General features: G+C 41.4%; 14 protein-coding genes and 1 tRNA gene. 3 read left to right on the forward strand and 12 right to left on the reverse strand.

The window, feature by feature from the left end; translation table 11 throughout:
* Window positions 1–46 precede the first annotated feature (46 nt).
* The gene (locus A4U55_RS07605; RefSeq protein WP_063454201.1) at window positions 47–943 is read left to right on the forward strand and encodes a DUF4393 domain-containing protein; all 897 of its coding nucleotides are present in this window, start codon (window positions 47–49) and stop codon (window positions 941–943) included.
* A gap of 17 nt (window positions 944–960) precedes the next feature.
* Here A4U55_RS07605 and A4U55_RS07610 read toward each other — a convergent pair whose 3' ends face one another.
* The 3 genes from A4U55_RS07610 to A4U55_RS07620 all read right to left on the reverse strand — a co-directional run bounded on the left by A4U55_RS07610 (window position 961) and on the right by A4U55_RS07620 (window position 2,184).
* The gene (locus A4U55_RS07610; RefSeq protein ID WP_003665900.1) at window positions 961–1,179 is read right to left on the reverse strand and encodes a hypothetical protein; all 219 of its coding nucleotides are present in this window, start codon (window positions 1,177–1,179) and stop codon (window positions 961–963) included.
* 62 nt (window positions 1,180–1,241) lie between these two features.
* Window positions 1,242–1,643, reverse strand: coding sequence for a hypothetical protein (locus A4U55_RS07615; RefSeq protein WP_227513445.1), 402 nt, complete (start codon window positions 1,641–1,643; stop codon window positions 1,242–1,244).
* 454 nt (window positions 1,644–2,097) lie between these two features.
* Window positions 2,098–2,184 (reverse strand) — tRNA-Leu (locus A4U55_RS07620).
* Window positions 2,185–2,465: 281 nt separating this feature from the next.
* Here A4U55_RS07620 and ppk2 point away from each other — a divergent pair.
* Both ppk2 and xseA read left to right on the forward strand, forming a co-directional pair.
* Window positions 2,466–3,572, forward strand: a complete 1,107-nt coding sequence (ppk2, locus tag A4U55_RS07625; protein ID WP_003659777.1) for a polyphosphate kinase 2 — start codon at window positions 2,466–2,468, stop codon at window positions 3,570–3,572.
* A 113-nt stretch (window positions 3,573–3,685) separates the two neighbouring features.
* Window positions 3,686–5,296, forward strand: coding sequence for an exodeoxyribonuclease VII large subunit (gene xseA / locus A4U55_RS07630; protein WP_063454202.1), 1,611 nt, complete (start codon window positions 3,686–3,688; stop codon window positions 5,294–5,296).
* Window positions 5,297–5,303: 7 nt separating this feature from the next.
* Here the strand turns inward: xseA and dusB are convergent, their stop codons facing one another.
* The 9 genes from dusB to A4U55_RS07675 all read right to left on the reverse strand — a co-directional run bounded on the left by dusB (window position 5,304) and on the right by A4U55_RS07675 (window position 20,170).
* Complete coding sequence (dusB, locus tag A4U55_RS07635; protein WP_003664267.1) at window positions 5,304–6,329, reverse strand: tRNA dihydrouridine synthase DusB; 1,026 nt, start codon at window positions 6,327–6,329, stop codon at window positions 5,304–5,306.
* Between the two features lie 119 nt (window positions 6,330–6,448).
* On the reverse strand, window positions 6,449–8,506 hold the full coding sequence (gene recD / locus A4U55_RS07640) for an exodeoxyribonuclease V subunit alpha (protein WP_063454203.1): 2,058 nt from the start codon (window positions 8,504–8,506) through the stop codon (window positions 6,449–6,451).
* Window positions 8,507–8,539: 33 nt separating this feature from the next.
* Window positions 8,540–12,487 carry a UvrD-helicase domain-containing protein gene (locus A4U55_RS07645; protein ID WP_063454204.1) on the reverse strand — a complete coding sequence of 1,316 codons (3,948 nt, stop codon included), beginning with the start codon at window positions 12,485–12,487 and terminating at the stop codon, window positions 8,540–8,542.
* 63 nt (window positions 12,488–12,550) lie between these two features.
* The gene (locus A4U55_RS07650) at window positions 12,551–13,153 is read right to left on the reverse strand and encodes a uracil-DNA glycosylase family protein (protein WP_080534136.1); all 603 of its coding nucleotides are present in this window, start codon (window positions 13,151–13,153) and stop codon (window positions 12,551–12,553) included.
* Window positions 13,154–13,232: 79 nt separating this feature from the next.
* Entirely contained in the window at window positions 13,233–15,221 is a 1,989-nt protein-coding gene (gene uvrB, locus A4U55_RS07655) for an excinuclease ABC subunit UvrB (RefSeq protein ID WP_197711697.1), read from the reverse strand.
* Between the two features lie 245 nt (window positions 15,222–15,466).
* Entirely contained in the window at window positions 15,467–16,873 is a 1,407-nt protein-coding gene (locus A4U55_RS07660; RefSeq protein WP_063454255.1) for a lytic murein transglycosylase, read from the reverse strand.
* 159 nt (window positions 16,874–17,032) lie between these two features.
* Entirely contained in the window at window positions 17,033–18,562 is a 1,530-nt protein-coding gene (gene purF / locus A4U55_RS07665) for an amidophosphoribosyltransferase (protein ID WP_063454206.1), read from the reverse strand.
* 65 nt (window positions 18,563–18,627) lie between these two features.
* Window positions 18,628–19,140: a CvpA family protein gene (locus A4U55_RS07670; protein ID WP_003658194.1), complete on the reverse strand. Its 513-nt coding sequence runs from the start codon at window positions 19,138–19,140 to the stop codon at window positions 18,628–18,630.
* Window positions 19,141–19,144: 4 nt separating this feature from the next.
* A complete protein-coding gene (locus tag A4U55_RS07675; RefSeq protein ID WP_003658196.1) occupies window positions 19,145–20,170 on the reverse strand; it encodes a quinone-dependent dihydroorotate dehydrogenase in 1,026 nt (341 codons plus the stop codon).
* Between the last annotated feature and the right edge of the window lie 14 nt (window positions 20,171–20,184).

Genomic DNA, 20,184 nt, shown 5'->3' on the forward strand with positions numbered 1-20,184 from the left:
TTAAGATCGCCAAACGCATATTGAAGAAAATTTAGGAGTAATAACCGTGACAGCAGAAACCTTTCATTTAATACCAGCTATCACAGGTGCTGTGAGTGGCGCTGCATCAGTTGGTTTGCTAAATGGGCCTTTGCAAACCTTTCAAGATATTTGGTTTGTGGTATATGGTCACAAGTGGCATTATAAAGTTGAAAGCATTAAGGCTCAACAAGCAATGAATATACAAGCCATGCAGAACAACATTCAGACCGGTATTGAAAAAATACCAGCAAATGCACTCAAAGACCCCAATGTGGCAATTATCGGCCCAGCGTTGGAAGCCAGCCGATTTCATATGAACGAAGAGAACATTCGCGAAATGTTTGCCAATTTGATTGTGTCAGCCATGGATGAGAGAAAAGATGGTCAGGTGCATCATGCGTTTGTAGAGATTATCAAATCACTTAGCCCATTGGATGCCAAAAATCTAGAATATCTAAGTCAAAGCGGTGATGCACCAATTGTGAATATTGTCAAAGAAGCAAGTTATGGCTTTCATATGCTTCACCAACATGTATTTTTAGGCAATCGCCAAGTACTAGATCCCAACTTGATTACACCATCTATTGATAACCTTGCACGCCTTAAGCTAATAGATGTGACATATACCGAACACTTGACACATGAACCAGTCTATGATCCCTTTTATCACTCAGCCTTATATCAAGAAAAAGTTTCAGCACTGGGCAAAGAGCTTAAACTTCGAAGACTGGATATATCCAAGCTTCAAGATCTCACTAGACCAGTTGAACTCGATGGCAAGGTTCTAAACAAAGATGAACGAACTGAACAAATAGAGCTGATAAACAAAGAATTAGAGTCCAAAATTGAGATACAAAAAGGCATTATTAAACTTACTGCTTTTGGTAAAAATTTCCTAAGCGTCTGTTCGCCCACGACTTAGAGACTGCTTAATCTCATTTACAAAGCGCTTAGTAAAGGCTTTTTTTGTTCGTCCGTCATGGGGTTTGGGTCAATGATGAGAAAATCCTGCACCGATTTGTCTTTATCCGCCGCTTGCATGTAGGCAAGTAAGGCAAAGCCTTGTAAGTATTTTTTGGCGTTTTGGGTGGCTTTTTGGATGTTACGGCTAAAATGAACCGTATTTGCTCCAAGCACAATGTTAATTGCCAGTGCCATGTTGTCATCCTTTAAGTAAAAAAAACCACCGCATTGGGTGGGTTTTGGTCGTGATTGGGTCGTTAAGCGATGTGTTTTAAAAACTGCTGATATTTGTGCTTGCTTAATTGTAAAATGGCAGATTTGCTATCGTCAAACTCAATATGACAAACATAAGCGTCTTTGGTACGATTGGGTAGCCCAGCACCAATAGACAGGGCAACCAGTGCAGGCAAAACGCCCGCCCTAACAAGCAGCGTGCCAACAGTGGCACTGATGGCACCATTTTGAACCGAATTTGCCAAATTTGCCACCTGATCGATGTCAATGAGCTCAAATCTTTGTACCTGAGTGCTAAGATTGTACACATGGTTTTTGTTGGTTTGTTTGTCCATGATGGCAAGAAAACAACCAAACGATGACGCCGATTTTATAAAATCATCAGAATGTAACAGTTTAATGCCAAACATAACAAGTCTCATCATCAAAAACTACCCTCATCATACCTTAACTCTCACGCCTTTTCAAGCCGATCAAACATACACATTAAGGCTTCACTTTGCCTTTGGAGTGCTTGCTCTGCTTTGATTGCTTCATACGCTTCACGCATCTTGTCAGTCATAGGATTTGGATCAATTGTTGATGATTTATATATTCGTGGTCAAGGATGACGCACTGCATTTATTACACGCCAGTAAGCTCAACCGCCCAACAAAAATTGAAGTCAAATGAGATAGTAAGTATTTTAAAGTCACTGGTCGAAAATTTGGCGAAGTGGGTACAATTTACAGCTTTGCGCCTGCAAAGTACAGCCTTTAGATGATATACCATTTTAGGAGGAAGAAATTAAACAAAGTTTTAACGGTGGTTAGTATGTGGTTATTATTATTTTTAGCTATTAAAAGACCTACAACTTTTGCTGTAGGTCTTTTATTTTATTGGTACCAGTGGTCGGACTCGAACCGACACGCTTTTAAGGGCAACGGATTTTGAATCCGTCGTGTCTACCAATTTCACCACACTGGCATGTATGGTTAGCCTAACTGGCTATGAGTGCGTATTATACTGATATTTTTATCGCTGTCAATACTTTTTATCAATTTTTTTCGTTAAATAATGATTTGATGGTTTAGATGATAAAAACCAAAGCACGCTTAGTCATATTTTGTCATATGTTATGATAAATTATGGCGGTATGGTCAGCCGATATTACAAATTGCTTAACAGTTGATAACATATCATTAACATGATAACATACTAATAGCAAGGTTTTTTGTTGTTTTTATTTGTTTATCTAAGGAATTCTTATGACAACTACCCCAAAACCTAAGACAGCGACAACAAGCTCAACGACTGCCACAACCGTTCCCAAAAAAACAACATCGACTCGTACCAAAGTATCGACCGCTACAGAAACCAAGCCAAAGCCATCAAAAGCGGAAGCGATTATGACACAAACGGTGGGTCAATTAGAAGAGTTACTTGAGCATGCCACCCCTGAGGAGTTGGCAGAATTTGGTGAAGCGCTCAAAGAATACCTTCCCACAACTCATGTCATCAGCCAAGTTCGTACCGATAAATCACGAGATACTCAGCTTTCGGATAATTGGCGTGAAGGCGGTTATCCCTACAAATATCGCTTAAGTCGTAAAAATTACGAAGCCCAAAAATACAAGCTACAAATTGAACTGTTAAAACTCCAACATCATATCAAAACCACTGGTCAAAAACTTGTCATTATCTTTGAAGGGCGTGATGCTGCAGGCAAAGGTGGCACCATTAAGCGATTTATGGAGCATTTAAATCCCCGTGGTGCTCGTGTGGTCGCTCTAGAAAAGCCAACCGAACAAGAGCGTGGCCAGTGGTATTTTCAACGCTATGTGCAGCATCTGCCAACCGCTGGTGAAATCGTTTTATTTGACCGCTCTTGGTACAATCGTGCGGTTGTAGAACGAGTTATGGGCTTTTGTACGGATGAAGAATACCGTATTTTTATGCATCAAGTGCCTGAATTTGAAAAGCATTTGGTAGAATCTGGCATTCATTTGGTGAAATTTTGGTTTTCGGTCAGTCGTGAAGAACAGCGTGTGCGTTTTGCCAGCCGTGAAAATGACCCGTTAAAACAGTGGAAACTATCGCCAGTGGATAAAGCCTCGCTCAATAAATGGGACGATTATACACTTGCCAAAGAAGCTATGTTCTTTAATACTGACACGGCAGAAGTGCCTTGGATTGTGATTAAATCTGACTGTAAAAAACGCGCACGCTTAAACGCCATGCGTTATGTACTCAATAAATTAACCTACGAAAATAAAGACATCGCTCAAATTGGTAATATCGATCCTTTAATCGTTGGTCGTGCAGGTGCATTGTATGAGATGGATGAACGCACAGACTTGACTGTCAGCACTTAATTACCCAGAAAAACCACAACAACCAAATAACTCTTTTGGCCTATGATCGCTCAAATTCATTTGGGTGATTTTAATTTAGATTAAGTGTATAAAAACGCCTGATTGACCCAAAATTGCCAATTTTGCTTGGCTTTGCTACAATAGTATCTCACCAAAATTATGCCAAAATTATGCCAAAAAACACCACTATAAAGCATGTTGAAGCACTGGGCAGCACCCTTGATGACCCTGAAACGCTATTAAATAAACATCGTCAAATTGCCGAAAGTTTTGAAGCGAAGCTTGCCAAAGAAGCAGTTTTTGATGAGAATTTTAATAATTTGGCAGATGCTCATTTGTCTTTATCGGATTATTTGACAGCAGTCAAAATGGTGATTGATGACAGTTTTGATCATGAGGTTTGGGTGCGTGCTGAAATCCGTGCCATGAACACTAAAGGCGGTCATTATTATTTTGAATTGGCTGAGACTGATGATGTTGATCAAATTACCGCAAGCTGCCGTGCAACTTTATGGCGATTTCGTGCCAAGACAGTGATGAGTAAATTTACCAAAATGACAGGTCAAAGCCTACAAGCAGGTATTTTGGTCTTGGTAAAATGCTCGGCGAGTTTTCATGCCAATTATGGTTTTAGCCTAAACATTAGCGATATTGACCCAAATTATACGCTCGGCGAGATCGCTGCTGCATATACACAGATGAAAAAACGGTTGAGCGAAGAAGGCCTGCTTCATTTAAATAAAAAACACGCCATACCATTTGATATTCGCCATGTCATCGTAATCGCCCCTGAAAAGGCGGCAGGTTTAGGCGACTTTCGCGCCGAAGCCGATCGGCTCGCCTTGGCAGGTGCTTGCCAATTTCACTATCATTATGCCACTTTTCAAGGCAATCATGCGCCCAATGAGATACGCCTTGCAATTTCTGAGGGTATGAATAATTTTAAAAATACCTATGATACTTTGCCAGATTTGTTGGTCATTATTCGTGGTGGGGGTGCGGTTGGCGATTTGGCTTATTTGAATGATTTTGAATTAGCGGCTTTGGTGGCAGAATGTCCGATTCCTGTTTGGGTTGGTATTGGGCATGAGCGTGACTCGGTAATTCTTGATGAGGTAGCACATAGCAGTTTTGATACCCCATCAAAAGCTATCCTTGGTATCGAGTCGCATTTGGTCAAAATGACGCGTCAAGCGGTCGCTACAATGGAGCGTTTGACTAAAATGACCAATACTCATCTAACAATGGCCCAAGCAAATAGCCAAAGACAAATTGAGAAAATCCAAAGAAGCAGTTTGCACGCCGTCAATATGGCAAAAAAAGACGATTTATATCAACTAAGCCACATAAAAAGTACCGCAAAATTCCGCCATCACCAAGAAAAATCGGCTCTAACCGCCCTACTTGCTCAGACCCAAAAATCAAGTTTGGCGATTATATCGCAAGCCAAACATACCACAAAAATCCACCTTGATCAGCATAATATTCTATTTGATTATTTATCTAAACTAAAAAAAGACTGTCGCCATTTACAAAGTTTGATTTTAATTCAGCATCCAAGCCGAATGCTAAAAAAAGGCTATACACTCATTCATAATGCTCAGACCAATGAAAGTATTCATAGCACCAAAACACTCCAACAAAATCAGTCAGTTAAGATAACCTTTAAAGATGGGACAGTTAGTGCAGTCATCAAAGATATCAGTACACACAAAAACACTTAAGAAATTGTTAAGAAATTGTCTTAAAAAATTTATCCACGACCTCAAACTGCTCTTTGGTAGTCTCGCACGCATACATGGCGTCACGAAAAGCGTTAGAGTTGGGCAGACCGCCTGTATACCATGCGATGTGCTTACGGGCAATGCGACATCCTGAATATTCTCCATAAAAGCGATACAGCTCATCTAGATGCCTCAAGACCACTTCATGAATCTCACCGACCGTAGGCGACGCTAAGAGTTCGCCAGTATTGGCAAAATGGGCAATTTGCTGAAACAGCCAAGGTTTACCTTGAGCAGCTCGACCAATCATAACAGCATCTGCCCCTGTTTTGGCTTGGATATCCAAAGCTTTTTGTGGGCTATCGATATCGCCATTGACAATGATAGGGATTTTGGCAGCCTTTTTTACTTGGGTAATCAGCTCATAGCGTGCCTGACCTGTATAAAAATCCTCTCGTGTACGCCCATGAATGGTAATGGCAGCCACGCCTGCTTGTTCAGCAATTTGTGCAATTTTTAAAATATTTTCTTGCCCATTGGCAAATCCCAAACGAGTTTTTAAAGTGACTGGCACATCAACGGCCAAAACCGCACTGTCAAGCAGCCGCCTAACCAAATCTTCATCCTGAAGCAATGCCGAGCCTGCGAGCTTACGGCAGACTTTTTTGGCAGGACAGCCCATATTAATATCGACAATCTGAGCACCATTGGCAACTTGAAATTGGGCGGCTTGTGCCAATTTATCAGGCTCAGCCCCTGCAATTTGTGCAGAAATGGGTGCAATTTCGCCATCAAAATTGGCTCGATATAACGATTTTTTGCGTGCATATAATGCTGTATCAGCAATAATCATCTCACTGACGGCATGACCTGCACCAAAGGATTTACAGAGCCTTCGAAAAGGGTTATCTGTCACCCCTGCCATCGGTGCTACCCAAATTCTATTCTCAATTTTTAAACCCCCAATAGATAGGGGCTGTGATAAAATATGTTGATTTTTAAGGGATTTTTGTAGCTTATTATCTGTCATCATTGTGTCATATACTTGTATTTTGAAATATCACTTTAAAACTTTGTATTATGACATAATTTTATAATTTATGGCATATTTGGAATAAAATTTGTATTTTTAAACATGGCAAGATCAAGTGATTATGATTGCTGACCATCACTCACTTTATCCAGCCCAGTTTGTCGAACTGTCGGCGTATTGATGGCATTGATGAGTGCGTCATGCGTGCTGTAGATATGTACCGCTGACTTTGCTCGAGTAACAGCGGTATAAATAAGCTCCTTTGACAGCAGGCGTTCGCTATTGCCATCAAAGATAATGGCGACTTTTTGCCACTCTGAACCTTGGGATTTATGCACTGTGATGGCATAAGCCGTACTCACAACGGTATCACTTAACATATCAACCGCCACCATACGCAAAGTCTCGCCTTCAAAGTACACGCTAAGACCTGATGAACCCCATAAGCAAATGCCGATATCTCCATTAAATAAGCCCAAATCATATAAATTTTTGGTAATCATCACCACACGACCATGAAACCAAGGCGATACTGATGGTGGGATTTTTTGAACTGCTCGATGAGCTAAGCTTAAATAATCATTGATCTGATCATCGCCAAATGTACCAAGATGTGAAGCGCAAAGAATACGGTAAGTATCTAATATCTTAAATAGTTTTTTGACGCTATCAATTGCATCTTGGCTAGATAATTTTGCAAAACTAAAGCGAAGCCGTTTACTTGCTAAAAAATAGTCCTGATAGTCTTGGCTAAGCTTTTGGTAGGTATCATTGTGCATTAGGGCATGGGTGATGGGATGAAAATCAATCTTGGTATGGCAATTGATTAATTGTTGTATTTCATCAAAGTGTATATTTTGACGATCATCATTAATCAGCTTTGCCAATTGACCAACACCTGATGTGTCCGTAAAGCGTTTTGATGCTGTCAAATTGACACGCAAATGCCTTAGGCGTTCAATTCGGCATAAGTCAGCCAACACCGCACCAGCATCAACCGCAGCCAGCTGATGCGTATCCCCAAGTAAAATCACACGGCAACCCGTGGCGATAGCAGCAAATAGCTGACTTGCCAGCTCCGTGCCAAGCATAGAAGCTTCATCGATAATAAGCATATCAAGCGGCAGCTGATTTTTGGCATCATAGCGTGGGCTGCCATTTGCCCCAATACCAAGCAGGCGGTGAATGGTCTTAGGCTTGGGCAGCTGTATATCGTTCGCCTTATCTAGGGATTTAAGCAAAGATTCACTCATACGCTGAGCTGCCTTACCTGTCGGTGCAGCAAGCCCCAAACGCATCTTTTTATGCTCATCACGCTGATTGAGTGCGATGACAATTTGGGCAACTGTAAAGGTCTTGCCTGTCCCAGGACCTCCCATAATTAGGCAAAACGCTTGTTTTGAGACCAGCTTGATTGCGTCACGCTGCTCGGTATTTAGGCTATTTGGTAGCTGATCAAGAGCAAATATCGGCACATCAGCCTGACTGATACGCAAGATATGCGTCATCAGTTGTGATTCAGCAAGGTAGGCACGACTTGTCCATAAATACAGTCCACCTGCTTGATCACTAAAATAAATCGGTGGCGTATTTGTTGGTATGCTTTGAATGTTTGATGCCAAAATATCTCCAAAAAAAGTATTGTTATGCAAAAGACTCACAAACTGATTCAAAGTATTGGCATTTTTGTATAAGACATAGTAAATACGCAGCATGGACAAAAATAACGCAGATAATTGCTCAATTTCCATCACTGTGTGATCAAGCAAAGATACTTGCTGACGAAAATGATTTAAGGCATGATTAACAAATTGTTTTATCTTGATAGTATCATCTGCACAGCGATGATAAGCATCAAAAAATGCTGCCCAGTCCATGCCCTCATTTGCCAATGCGTGCGTTATCACTGTCAGGCATGAATCCATGATTTTTTGTTGCCAAATGGGTATCATGCCATTTAATCCATGGCGATTATTCAAATCATCATGATCATTGATATGCAGTATGGTATGCCCTTGATTGAGCTGAAATAATAATGCATCCTGCACGATATGATATAGCTCAAAGTCTGGTAATCTTAGTGTACATTCAGCAGCCAAAACCTGTTTTTTGGCATACCATTGATGATTGTCTTGAATGCGATCGGTCACATATCGGCTAATAATATCCCCTGCCATATATTATCTCTACTATTAATCGTTAAGTTTAACTTATAAAATATCATCAAGTGCTAAAATCAAAGATAATGGCGGCTGCCAACATAAATGCCCTGTCTTCTCATTGCCCTCTTGAACGCCACGCAAAAAGACATATTCAACAGCACCCAAATAAGCTGCTTCATTGCCAACATAGTCTTTTAATCGAATCTTTAAAAGTCGATGCAATGCCACTTGATAAATAGCAGCTTGTAGCCAATAGCCGACCTTATCCATCACTGCAGCCATGGCGTGATCATGATACTCATCAGCCGTGCTACCCAAATAATTTGATTTATAATCAACGATAAAAAATCGCCTATCGCACTCATAAACCAAATCAATCTCACCTCGTAAATAACGATAACGCATGGTATGATAGTCATCGTCAAGCAATACCAAGTCTTTGTCGCTATGTGCTTTAAACACCTCATTTAGGCGAGTGATACTAAAGGTATCGCCAAGCCCCAGTGTAAAGCTAAGCTCACGCAGTTGTACAGTCATTGGCAGAGACATTAATGAGCGATGAGATGCTCTAAAAGGTGCGTATGCAAGCTGATAAATCCAAGCAACCAACTTGGTATGATCATCGGCTTGATGCTCGTTAGAATTGATGCGTGTACCAATCTGCTGAGCGGGGCGAGTGGGTAAATAACGCTCAGCAATCCCAAGTTTTCTGCCTTGTTCATAAATCACCCCGCTGATGATACGATGAGCATCGTGCAAAGATGCCAATGCCAGTCGATCTGTCGGTAAAAATTGCATGACTTTATGCAAAAAATCACCAGCCAAACTGCCCTTAAAAAAGCTGGTACGAATGTCATCAAACTGATCAGATGCGGCCATGTCAGTCAGTACAGACAACTGATCAATATCTGCTTCATCAGGAGAAATGGCAGACTTATCCAAGCGAGTAATTAATGCACTAAAGCTGGTCTTATATTCTCCAAAAAACTGGGTTTTGGTCATCACCATATCCCAAGGTGCATAATGTTTGGCGCTAAGATTGGGCAGCTTGGTTTGATAAGGTTGGCTAAATAAATCCGCTTCAGTCAGATCTATCCAGTCCACCCAACCTTTTAGCCGATCTGGTAGGCTCAGTATTTTTTCACCTGCACAGTCAAGCCATTGATACAAAGGCATTTCTTTTGAAGTTTTTTTGGATAAATCACCACCCACGATATATAGCTGTTCAGAAGCACGCGTCAATGCCACATAGCCTAAGCGTCTGATTTCATCAATCAACTCCTGCTGATTGATATGATAATAATAATTTTCATCAATCAAATTACCTTGGCTTAAGCTTAAGCACCGCTGAAAATTGTGATTAGTATAAGGGTAGATTGTCAGCCCATTCTCATTTTTTGGCTTTTCATCCATGCCTATGACATACACGATGGGGAATTCAAGCCCTTTTGATTTATGAATGGTCATCAAATTAACACCGCTTTCGCTCGGTAGAATGGGACGCTTATTGTGGCTATCAACATCAGCGTTCATCTGTTTATGATACCAAGCAATGATACGCATCTCGTGCAGCTGCGATTGCTCACTGACCAAAGCCACCAGCCGTTCAAGGTCCACCAAATAACGCTCGCCTTGAGTGGCTGCCTTAAGCCAAGGCGATTTGTCATCATCATAATCAATGGGCGAATGGTGAAGCGCATAAGCAAGTGCTGATGATACACCAAATTTTTGCCATTTTTCATATGATTTTTTTAGGTAGGCTAAAAGATGAGTTTTTAGATTTTGAGTTTCTGATAAGTCATTATCCAAAGCCTGCTGATCATTTGGTTCAATGATATTTATTGCTTGCTTAAGCGTCATGCCAACCAAGCTTGATACCAAAAATTTACCCAAGTTTTCGCTGTGATTTGGTTGTAGTATCGCACCAATTAACGCCAAAAGATCATCTGCAGCTTGAGTGATAAAGATATTCATCTCTTTGGGAATGATGGCTGGGATATTGAGCTGATCAAGTTCACTTTTTATCCTATCTAGCGTATCAGCTGTGCGTCCAAGTACAGCAATATCCTTTGGCAGTATCTTTTGACCATGTAGCGTATGATCACCTTGCAAAATGGTATTGATATGCCGAGCAATTTGCTCAGCCCTTTGTGCAGCTTTTTGACCAGCTTCGATATGGTCAAAATGCAACACCGCTATGGGATATTTACCATAATAATCGGCATAAGCATCAGATTGCCAATGGATACCGCCACCGTCTTTATGTGCTTGGATCTGCTGATAAAAAATCCCTTGACCTAAATTGGCATGATTGGCGACAGCATCTTGATGATTATTGTCAAACCATGCATTGAGTGCCTCAATCAGTGCTTTGCTTGAACGGCGATTGACCGTCAAAGACAGCGATTGATTCATCAATGGTGCTTTGATGAGCAAATCTTGGTTGCCATAATGCTTAATTAAATTATAATTGGTAACATCGCCACCACGAAAGCGATAAATTGCCTGCTTAGGATCTCCAACTAACAATAAAAATCCCCGTGGCAGTTTTGGCTTCTCGCCACCGATTTGCTCATAGCGGATAAGATTTTTGTGATAATTGGCAATCTCATTGAGATAAACCAGCTCAATTAGCTCAACTTGTAGCCCATTAATATCCTGAGATTCATCAATCAAAGCGACAGGATAATGATGGCGAATCTGCCGTGCCAGTGCAGGACTATTACGAAGTGCCTCATTTAATCTTACCATTTGTAGCGTAAATGTGGTCTGACCATGTGTCTCAAGCCTTTGGGCAATCTGACTTTTTGCACTTAGGATAATGTGTCGGCAGATGTGCGTATGGTATAGATTGGTTTGTTCACTTAGCGTCAAATAAACATTGGCAATATCGCTGAGAGCCTGAAGTGGTAACGCCAAAAATTGATTGATATCGCTTGGGTTGGCACTTTTATTAAAAATTTGCCAATCTTTATCCATTGCTTTTATGATTGCATCAATCAGCTTAAGTGCATCATTATCCACAAAACGAACAAATAGCACGCCGTGTTTTTGGATTAAAGACAGCAAATTTGGCAGATATTGAATCAGTTTGCCAAAGCCTAAACTCTGATTCATTGCTACTTGTTTGCGAAAATTGGCGTCAAAATATGGTGTAAATCCTGTAAAATCTGTTGTTATAATTTGATCAATCATCGCTTTGACCAAGCTTATGTCTGTATTAATAGGCATAAGCTCGTCAATGGGTGCAGAATAAAAATTAATCGCTTTATTAACAATCTTGACAACAGCATCCACTTGGCTGAAAAAATTTGGATAAAATGCTTTAAAGATTTGATAAAATTCAGGCTGGGCGTGCTTAAGCCTAACTTCTTCGGCACGCATCTCATCATGGACGATGGCGGCAACTTTTTGTTCGGCATTATTTAAAATCTCCATGCCAGACTGATGCCCAATTTGGGCGGCAAATTCATTGAGCCATTTTTGAGCAAGGCTATCTAGCGTACCAACAAATAGTTTATCTAAAGAAGTTAATAAAAGCCCTGTGCGATAAACCACTTCGTTTAAGAAAGTTGCTTTTTGAGATAGGATAAATCTGAGTAAATGCTCATTAATTGGATCGGCGGCATCATACCCAGCCTGATCGGCAGAAGTAATAATTTGCTCTATGGGTGCAGTCTGATTAAACCATTCAGGCTGAGTGCTTAGCATACCTTGCAACCAACGCATCAAGCCATAAAAGCTGTGCAGCCGCTCACTGATACGCTCTTGCATCTCAGCTGCCGCCGCCCGAGTAAAAGTTGTGGCAATAATACGCTCAGGCGGATATTTTTTTTCAATTAATAGCCGTAGAATAATCCCCGTCAGCGTCCAAGTTTTGCCTGTACCTGCCGAAGCTTCAATCAAATAAGCCTGCTCAAGCGTGCATTGTAAGGCGGCAATTTGTTCAGAGGGTTTGGGCGGTGTTGGTGGCATCGTCAAGATGGTGTCAGTCATTATGGTGTCTTATTGCGAAGGTCTTGGTATTTTAGCAAAAATACACTTAAATCGTTGTACTTTTTAAAGCACGCCCAATGTCTCAAAAACCTTTCGATAAAAATCGGCTTTTTTATCAATCGCCAAAGGATACGCCCGTGATGATGATGGTAAGCGATATAAATCAATGCGACGGTTGGCAATCAATAGCTGTACTTGCTCGCCAATGTTTGGTATTTTTTGGCTTGTAAATTGCTGACATAAAACTTCAGTCGCTTTTTTGCCTGTGGTGATGAATGCATGACACCAAGGCAACTGCTTGAGCGTCTTTTCAATATCTGCTGGTGTGACAATCTGTAAAAACTGATCAGAAGCGTTGTCTTTTTGGCGGATCACCTGTTCGGCTGTGTCGCCGATGGCGATGCCCGTCTTAGTCAAAAATTGCTCAATAGCATCTTGATCAAAGGTTTTATGCGTGCTATCAATAAATCGCTTAGCATCATCAAAAAACACCAAACCCAAAATACGCCACATATCATTATTATAATTTGGATAATAAAATGGCATTGCCCAACGCTCAGGTGGCGGCGGAAAGCTGCCAAGCATCATCACACACGCATTGGGCGGTGTGAATGGTGGCAAAGGGTGTCTATGAATTGTTTGGATTGTCATAAGCTGATTAAACATAAAATTTGCCTTTACTTGATCATTAAACAGTAAAGGCATTGTTGTGATAAATTGTTGTGATAAATTGATTTGATCAATTTTATTGAACTAACAGCTCTTTGAGTGCGATGACTGTATCACGCACTTTGGCAGCCTCTTCAAATTTTAGCTCACGAGATAATGCCTGCATTTGTTTTTCTAAGCGAGCGATTTCTTTGGCCAGTAGTTTTGGCGAATGTAGGATGTTTTCATCCACGCCTGCCAATGCTTGAGATAAAACAATCTGCACCACTTCAGAAGTTTCGTCATCACCGGTATCAATCTTATCGGTAATGGCACGACTGGCTGATTTTGGTGTGATGCCATGTTCTTGATTAAATGCAATTTGTTTGGCACGGCGGCGTTCGGTTTCATCGATGGCTTTTTGCATGCTTGGCGTGATTGTATCTGCATATAAAATTGCCTTGCCATTCACATGGCGAGCAGCACGCCCAATGGTTTGAATCAGCGACCGTTCTGAGCGTAAAAATCCTTCTTTGTCGGCATCAAAAATTGCCACCAAAGAAACCTCAGGCATATCCAATCCTTCACGCAGCAAATTGATACCTACCAAAACATCAAAAATACCCGTACGCAGCTCATGAATGATTTTCATTCGCTCAACTGTGTCAATATCAGAGTGTAAATAGGCAACCTTAATACCGTATTCTTTTAAATAGCTGGTCAAATCCTCTGCCATGCGTTTGGTCAGTGTGGTAATCAAAACCCGCTCATCGAGTGATTTTTTTAGGTTAATTTCACCAAGAATATCATCAACTTGGGTTAATACAGGGCGGATTTCAAGTATCGGATCTACAAGACCCGTTGGACGCACGACCTGCTCAACCACTTGTTCGGATTTTTCAAGCTCATATTGAGCAGGCGTGGCAGAGACAAAAATGGTCGCTGGGGAAATTTTTTCCCATTCTTCAAATTTCATGGGTCGATTATCCATAGCACTCGGCAAGCGAAACCCATATTGAACAAGCGTTTCTTTGCGGCTTTTATCGCCTTTATACATCGCACCAATCTGAGGCACAGTCACATGACTTTCATCAATAAACAGCAGTGCATCTGAGGGAATGTAATCAAATAAAGTTGGCGGTGCTTCACCTGCTGGTCGACCTGACAGATGACGAGAGTAGTTTTCAATACCATTACAATAACCAAGCTGCCCAATCATCTCAAGATCATACTGTGTACGCTCTTTGATGCGTTGTGCTTCAATGAATTTATCATTAGCACAAAAATATTCTAGCCTTTGGGCAAGCTCTTCTTTGATCGTGGCACTGGCAGCTTCTAGCTTATCTTTTGGAGTGACATAATGTGATTTTGGATAAATGGTAATGCGTGGTACTGATTTGATATTTTTACCCGTCAAGGGGTCAAACCAAGTAATTTTTTCAATTTCATCATCAAACATCTGTATGCGTACTGCCAAGCTTTCACTTTCAGCAGGATAAATATCCAAAGTTTCGCCACGAATGCGATAAGTCCCTCGCCCAAAATCCAGTTCATTGCGTTCGTATTGTAATTCAACAAGTCGTTTGATTACCGCATCACGATGCACTCGATCACCAACAACAATATGAAGCAACATTTTTAGGTAGCTTTCAGGATCGCCCAAGCCATAAATTGCCGATACTGATGCCACGATGATGGCATCTCGTCGCTCTAATAAGGCACGAGTTGCTGACAGTCGCATTTGGTCAATATGATCGTTAATGGCAGAATCTTTCTCAATAAAAGTATCGCTGGCTGGTACATAGGCTTCAGGCTGATAATAATCATAATAACTGACAAAATATTCAACGGCATTATTCGGAAAAAATGCCTTAAATTCACCATACAGCTGAGCTGCCAAAGTCTTATTATGTGCCATGATGATGGCAGGACGACCGCACTCGGCAATCACCTTTGCCATGGTGTAGGTTTTACCAGAACCTGTCACACCCAACAAAAGTTGACCACGCATGTCCGCTTCAACACCTTTTACAAGCTCGGCGATGGCTTTTGGCTGATCGCCCGATGGCTCAAAATCGGTTACCATCTCAAATGCTTGACTGGAGATTTGTGTTCCTGAGACATTCACGCCTGTCAGCTGGGCTTTTTCTTGAATTCTACGAGCAAGTTGGTTGGTTTGTCGTTCGGCTCTGGTCGTTTCGGGCAGTCGCATAATGGATTTTTCTTCTTCTTTAAACAGTTAAATTAATCAAACCCCATTACCATGGGGATGATAATGGGGTTTTGCAAGGGCAATCACTTAACCAAAGGTGGTTAATGACATCAATGAATTTACCAGACCAAATGACCAGCCGTACGCTGGCTGATGAATCCATCTGGTATTTGACCATTAGCAGCTTGCCAGCGCGCAAATGCTTGGCGGGTATTACTACCAGCGACACCGTCAATGCCTTGGGTGTCATAGCCTTGTGCAGTTAAGTTTTTTTGTAAATTGATGATTTGGGTGCGTGATAATGGCTGTTCATGACGTGGCCAAGATTGAACAAGATCATGGCCACCGGCAATTTTTTTGGCAAGCAAAGAAACACCCAAAGCATAGCTTGAGGAATTGTTATAAACACGAATGACCTCAAAATTTTTGGTGAGTAGCAATGCTGGCCCATATTGACCAGCAGGTAGCCACAATTGTGCTTCATGTACGCCACCAAAATATTCACCGCTTGCACTGACCAGCCCTAATGCCTTCCACGCATCAAGGCTACGCTTGCTATTTAGCTGTAAAAAGTCAAACCCAGTTGGTAATCGCACTTCATAAAAAGGCTGTAAGCCACGAATCCAGCCAGCATTTGCCAAATAACTTGCAGTGGAAGTTAAGGCATCTTGGCGATTCCAAGGGTTTTTTCGACCATTGGCATCACCATCGATACTCTCTTGTATCCATGTCGTTGGGATAAATTGAGTATGTCCCATGCCTCCTGCCCATGAGCCTTTTAGCTGAGATGCTGCCACATCACCACGCTCAATCATTAAAAGCATCGCAAGTAACTGGTTTTCAGCAAACTCACGGCGGCGACCATCATACGCTAGGCTTGATAACGCACTGACCAAATCCATGCTACCCATGCCAGCACCGTATGATGATTCCATACCCCAAATGGCGGCGGTAATCTCTTTTGGTGTGCCGTAGATAGATTCAGCTGAGGTTAATATACTCAAATTTTCAGTTAATTTGGATCTGCCTTGGCTGATGCGATTTGAAGAGGCGGCTGATTCGACATATTCCCAAGGCATTTTGGTGAATTCAGCTTGACTACGATCCAACTCTATCACACGCTGATTGAGCGTGGCATTACTCATCAATGAATTTAAACTATTGGCATTAATACCTTTTGCCAAGGCACGATGAATAAAATCATGTTTCCACTCAGTAAAGGTAGCATAATGACTTTGGCTAGTCATGCTGGGTGTGTTGGTGGGGGCTGGTTTTTGTACGACGACCGATTTTTGTACCACAACGGATGCAGGTTTGGCGGTCGTAGGCTGAACGGTTGAGGTAGGTACTTTGGTCAAAGCTTGAGCAGGCACTTGAGCAGGCGGTGCAACCTGTGCAGGATTGGGTGTAACCTGCACAACTTTGATTGGTGCACGCTCATGTGTCACATGAGAAGTACAGGCACTTAAAAGCACACTGATTGTCATGACAGATAATGCCCAATGGGTGGCAGACTGATTTTTCATAAATACTTCCAAAAATAATCTCATTTTACCAATCACAATAGGCATCATCACTCAAGTGTTTAAACACATCAATAAAAATATTGTGATAAAAAGCACCGAGAAGCTATTTTTGGTGCTTTTTAGTGGTTAAAATTTTGGTTTATTTCAATGACATTTCAATTAAACTGCAGATACGCCCGTCATATCAACGGGTGTATCGACGACGGTGACACCTTTATCTTTGACAGCGTCATTTCTTTTATTTTGAAGATCGGTTAAATAAACTTCATCAATATCGCCTGCAATATATTTACCATCAAAAACCGAACAATCAAAGCCGTCAACTTGGCTGTGTTTGGTGTCTTTGACCGCTTCGATCAAATCACCTAAGTCTTGGAAAATTAAACGATCGGCACCGATAATCTCGCACACTTCTTCAACACTACGGCCTGATGAAATCAGCTCACCACGCACAGGCATATCAATGCCATAAACATTGGGGTACATGACTGGCGGCGCTGCCGACGCAAAAAAGACTTTTTTAGCACCTGCATCTCGAGCCATCTGAATAATCTCATAGCAGGTAGTACCACGAACGATTGAATCATCGACCAAAAGCACATTTTTGTTTTTAAATTCTAATGGTACGGCATTTAATTTTTGGCGGACGCTTTTTTTGCGCTGCTGCTGACCTGGCATGATAAAGGTGCGGCCAATATAGCGATTTTTATTAAAGCCCTCACGGTATTTGACATTTAAGCGAACCGCAAGCTCTAACGCAGAATTTCTTGAGGTATCTGGAATCGGTATGACCACATCAATCCCATGATCTTCACCCCATTCACGCAAAATTTGATCGGCTAATTTTTCGCCCATACGCATTCTTGCCTTGTGGACGGAGATATTATCAATAATAGAATCAGGGCGAGCAAAATACACATATTCAAAGATACAAGGCGTGTATTGACCTTTTTCGATAGGTACACACTGATGCGTGTGAATGCTGTGGTTTAGATCAATAAAAATCGCTTCACCAGGTGCGATATCTCTGACTATCTCAAAGCCAAGCGCTTGTAATGCGACTGACTCTGATGCGACCATATATTCTATGCCTTTTTCGGTCAATCGGCGTCCATAGACCAATGGACGAATGCCATTAGGATCACGAAATGCCACCAAACCGTGACCTGTAATCAAAGCCACCACACCAAACGCACCTTGACAGCGTTTATACAGCTTAGTCAGTGCCTCAAAGATATCATCAGATTCTAAAGCAGGCTTGGTAAATTTTTGAAGTTCGTGGGCAAAAATATTAAGCAAAACTTCAGAATCTGACTGAGTATTGAGATGACGGCGATCTTCTTCGTACAGCTCACGCGCCAATTTTTCGGCATTGGTTAAGTTGCCATTATGTGCCAAAGCAATGCCATAAGGGGAATTGACATATAAGGGCTGAGCTTCTGCGGTACTAGAAGTTCCTGCGGTAGGATAGCGTACATGACCGATACCACAATTGCCCACCAAGCGTGTCATATGTTGATTTAAGAATACATCACGCACCATACCATTATCTTTACGCAGATAGAGGCGATTGTCTTTTAAGGTGACAATACCCGCCGCATCTTGACCACGGTGCTGTAGCATGGTTAAACCATCATACAATGTTTGATTGACAGGTTCATGCGCCATAACGCCGATTACACCACACATAGTTACTCCAAATTATTGATAACAATAAGTTAATAATTATTAAAAATTGATGTTAAATGATATTATCATCGTTGATTTTTATAGGGATTTTCCAGCTGATTCCAAGTACTATCAAATGCCTTATGTAAGAAATTCTTTGCCATTGGTGCATAAGGCAATAGGCTTGGAACAAGTACAGATGACTGAGCAGCAGGTGTTAGCATTAATATCGGAGAGATGATACTTAGGACAATCAAAACCTTTAACATGCCAGTGGCGGCACCAAATACACTGCCGCCAATACGATCCAAAAATCCCAATTTTAATGCCTTAAATGAGCGTGATAATAGGCTAGCAACTGTGCCGACAAGTAAAACAGTGATCAGCATGATGACAATAAACGCCATGGCAACTTGTAAAACTGGGTTGTCAATCCATGGGGCAAATATATGAGAAAAACTATTTGCTGTTTTTGATGCAACCACTAAGGCAATAAACCACGATAACAGCATTGCCATGCTTTTTATCATGCCAACAGTAAAACCACGCCAAATACCCAAAAGCACAACAATGCTGATAATAATGTCAATCACATTCATAGGATTATCCGTAGCGATCACCTGAGAGTGCCTGAACGCAATCCGTCACAAGCCCAGGACCTTTATAAATTAGCCCAGAGTACAACTGAACCGCCTTAGCACCTGCATGAAGTTTTTTGACAGCAAGTTCGCCTGTCTCAATACCACCCACGCCAATCAAATCGACTTTATCAGCGATACGGTCTGCAAATTGGGATAAAATCAGCGTACTTTGGTGATTGACAGGACGACCCGATAACCCACCCGCTTCTTCTCCATGACGAAAACCTTCAACGCCTGTGCGTGATAAGGTGGTATTTGTTGCAATCAAACCATCAATCTCAAAATCAATCACTGTGCGAGAAATGTCATCAATCTGACTTAAATCTAAATCAGGTGCAATCTTCAATGCCAAAGGTACATAAAATCCATAGTCATTGGCTAAGCGTAACTGACAGTTTTTTATGCCATCAAGTAGTTGTGATAAGGCATCGCCACTTTGTAAATTACGCAAATTTTTGGTATTGGGGCTTGAAATATTAATCGTGATATAGCTGGCATATGGATAAACACGCTCAAGACAATAAATATAATCATCAAGTGCATTTTCAACAGGCGTCGTGGCATTTTTACCGATATTGATACCAAGAACACCTTGATACTTTGCCTGTTCAATATTATCAATCATCACATCCACGCCATGATTATTAAATCCCATTCGATTAATAATACCGTTCGCTTCTTTGATGCGGAATAAACGAGGTTTGTCGTTACCCATTTGAGGCTTTGGGGTGACCGTACCAATTTCCAAAAACCCAAATCCCAGCTCACTTAGGGCATCAATATACGCCCCATTTTTATCCAAACCTGCCGCCAAGCCCACTGGGTTTAATAAAGAAATACCCATGCACTCAGTCGGTAGCGCCTGCTTAGCATACACAAAACCCAAAAGATGTGCTTTGTTGGCAGATTCAAGCATCTGAAGCGTTTTTTCGTGAGCTTGCTCAGGATTCATACTAAATAATAACGGACGCAACAGTGCATAAGGCATAAACACTTCCTTAA

The sequence above is a fragment of the Moraxella catarrhalis genome (assembly GCF_001632285.1).
GTDB classification, from domain to species: domain Bacteria; phylum Pseudomonadota; class Gammaproteobacteria; order Pseudomonadales; family Moraxellaceae; genus Moraxella; species Moraxella catarrhalis.

Excerpts from the sequence above, each read along its gene's own strand:
- A4U55_RS07610 (WP_003665900.1), bottom strand. The coding sequence starts at position 1,179 with ATGGCACTGGCAATTAACATTGTGCTTGGAGCAAATACGGTTCATTTT.
- A4U55_RS07615 (WP_227513445.1), bottom strand. The coding sequence starts at position 1,643 with ATGATGAGACTTGTTATGTTTGGCATTAAACTGTTACATTCTGATGAT.
- ppk2 (WP_003659777.1), top strand. The coding sequence starts at position 2,466 with ATGACAACTACCCCAAAACCTAAGACAGCGACAACAAGCTCAACGACT.
- dusB (WP_003664267.1), bottom strand. The coding sequence starts at position 6,329 with ATGATGACAGATAATAAGCTACAAAAATCCCTTAAAAATCAACATATT.
- recD (WP_063454203.1), bottom strand. The coding sequence starts at position 8,506 with ATGGCAGGGGATATTATTAGCCGATATGTGACCGATCGCATTCAAGAC.
- A4U55_RS07645 (WP_063454204.1), bottom strand. The coding sequence starts at position 12,487 with ATGACTGACACCATCTTGACGATGCCACCAACACCGCCCAAACCCTCT.
- A4U55_RS07650 (WP_080534136.1), bottom strand. The coding sequence starts at position 13,153 with ATGTTTAATCAGCTTATGACAATCCAAACAATTCATAGACACCCTTTG.
- uvrB (WP_197711697.1), bottom strand. The coding sequence starts at position 15,221 with ATGGTAACCGATTTTGAGCCATCGGGCGATCAGCCAAAAGCCATCGCC.
- A4U55_RS07660 (WP_063454255.1), bottom strand. The coding sequence starts at position 16,873 with ATGAAAAATCAGTCTGCCACCCATTGGGCATTATCTGTCATGACAATC.
- purF (WP_063454206.1), bottom strand. The coding sequence starts at position 18,562 with ATGTGTGGTGTAATCGGCGTTATGGCGCATGAACCTGTCAATCAAACA.
- A4U55_RS07670 (WP_003658194.1), bottom strand. The coding sequence starts at position 19,140 with ATGAATGTGATTGACATTATTATCAGCATTGTTGTGCTTTTGGGTATT.
- A4U55_RS07675 (WP_003658196.1), bottom strand. The coding sequence starts at position 20,170 with ATGCCTTATGCACTGTTGCGTCCGTTATTATTTAGTATGAATCCTGAG.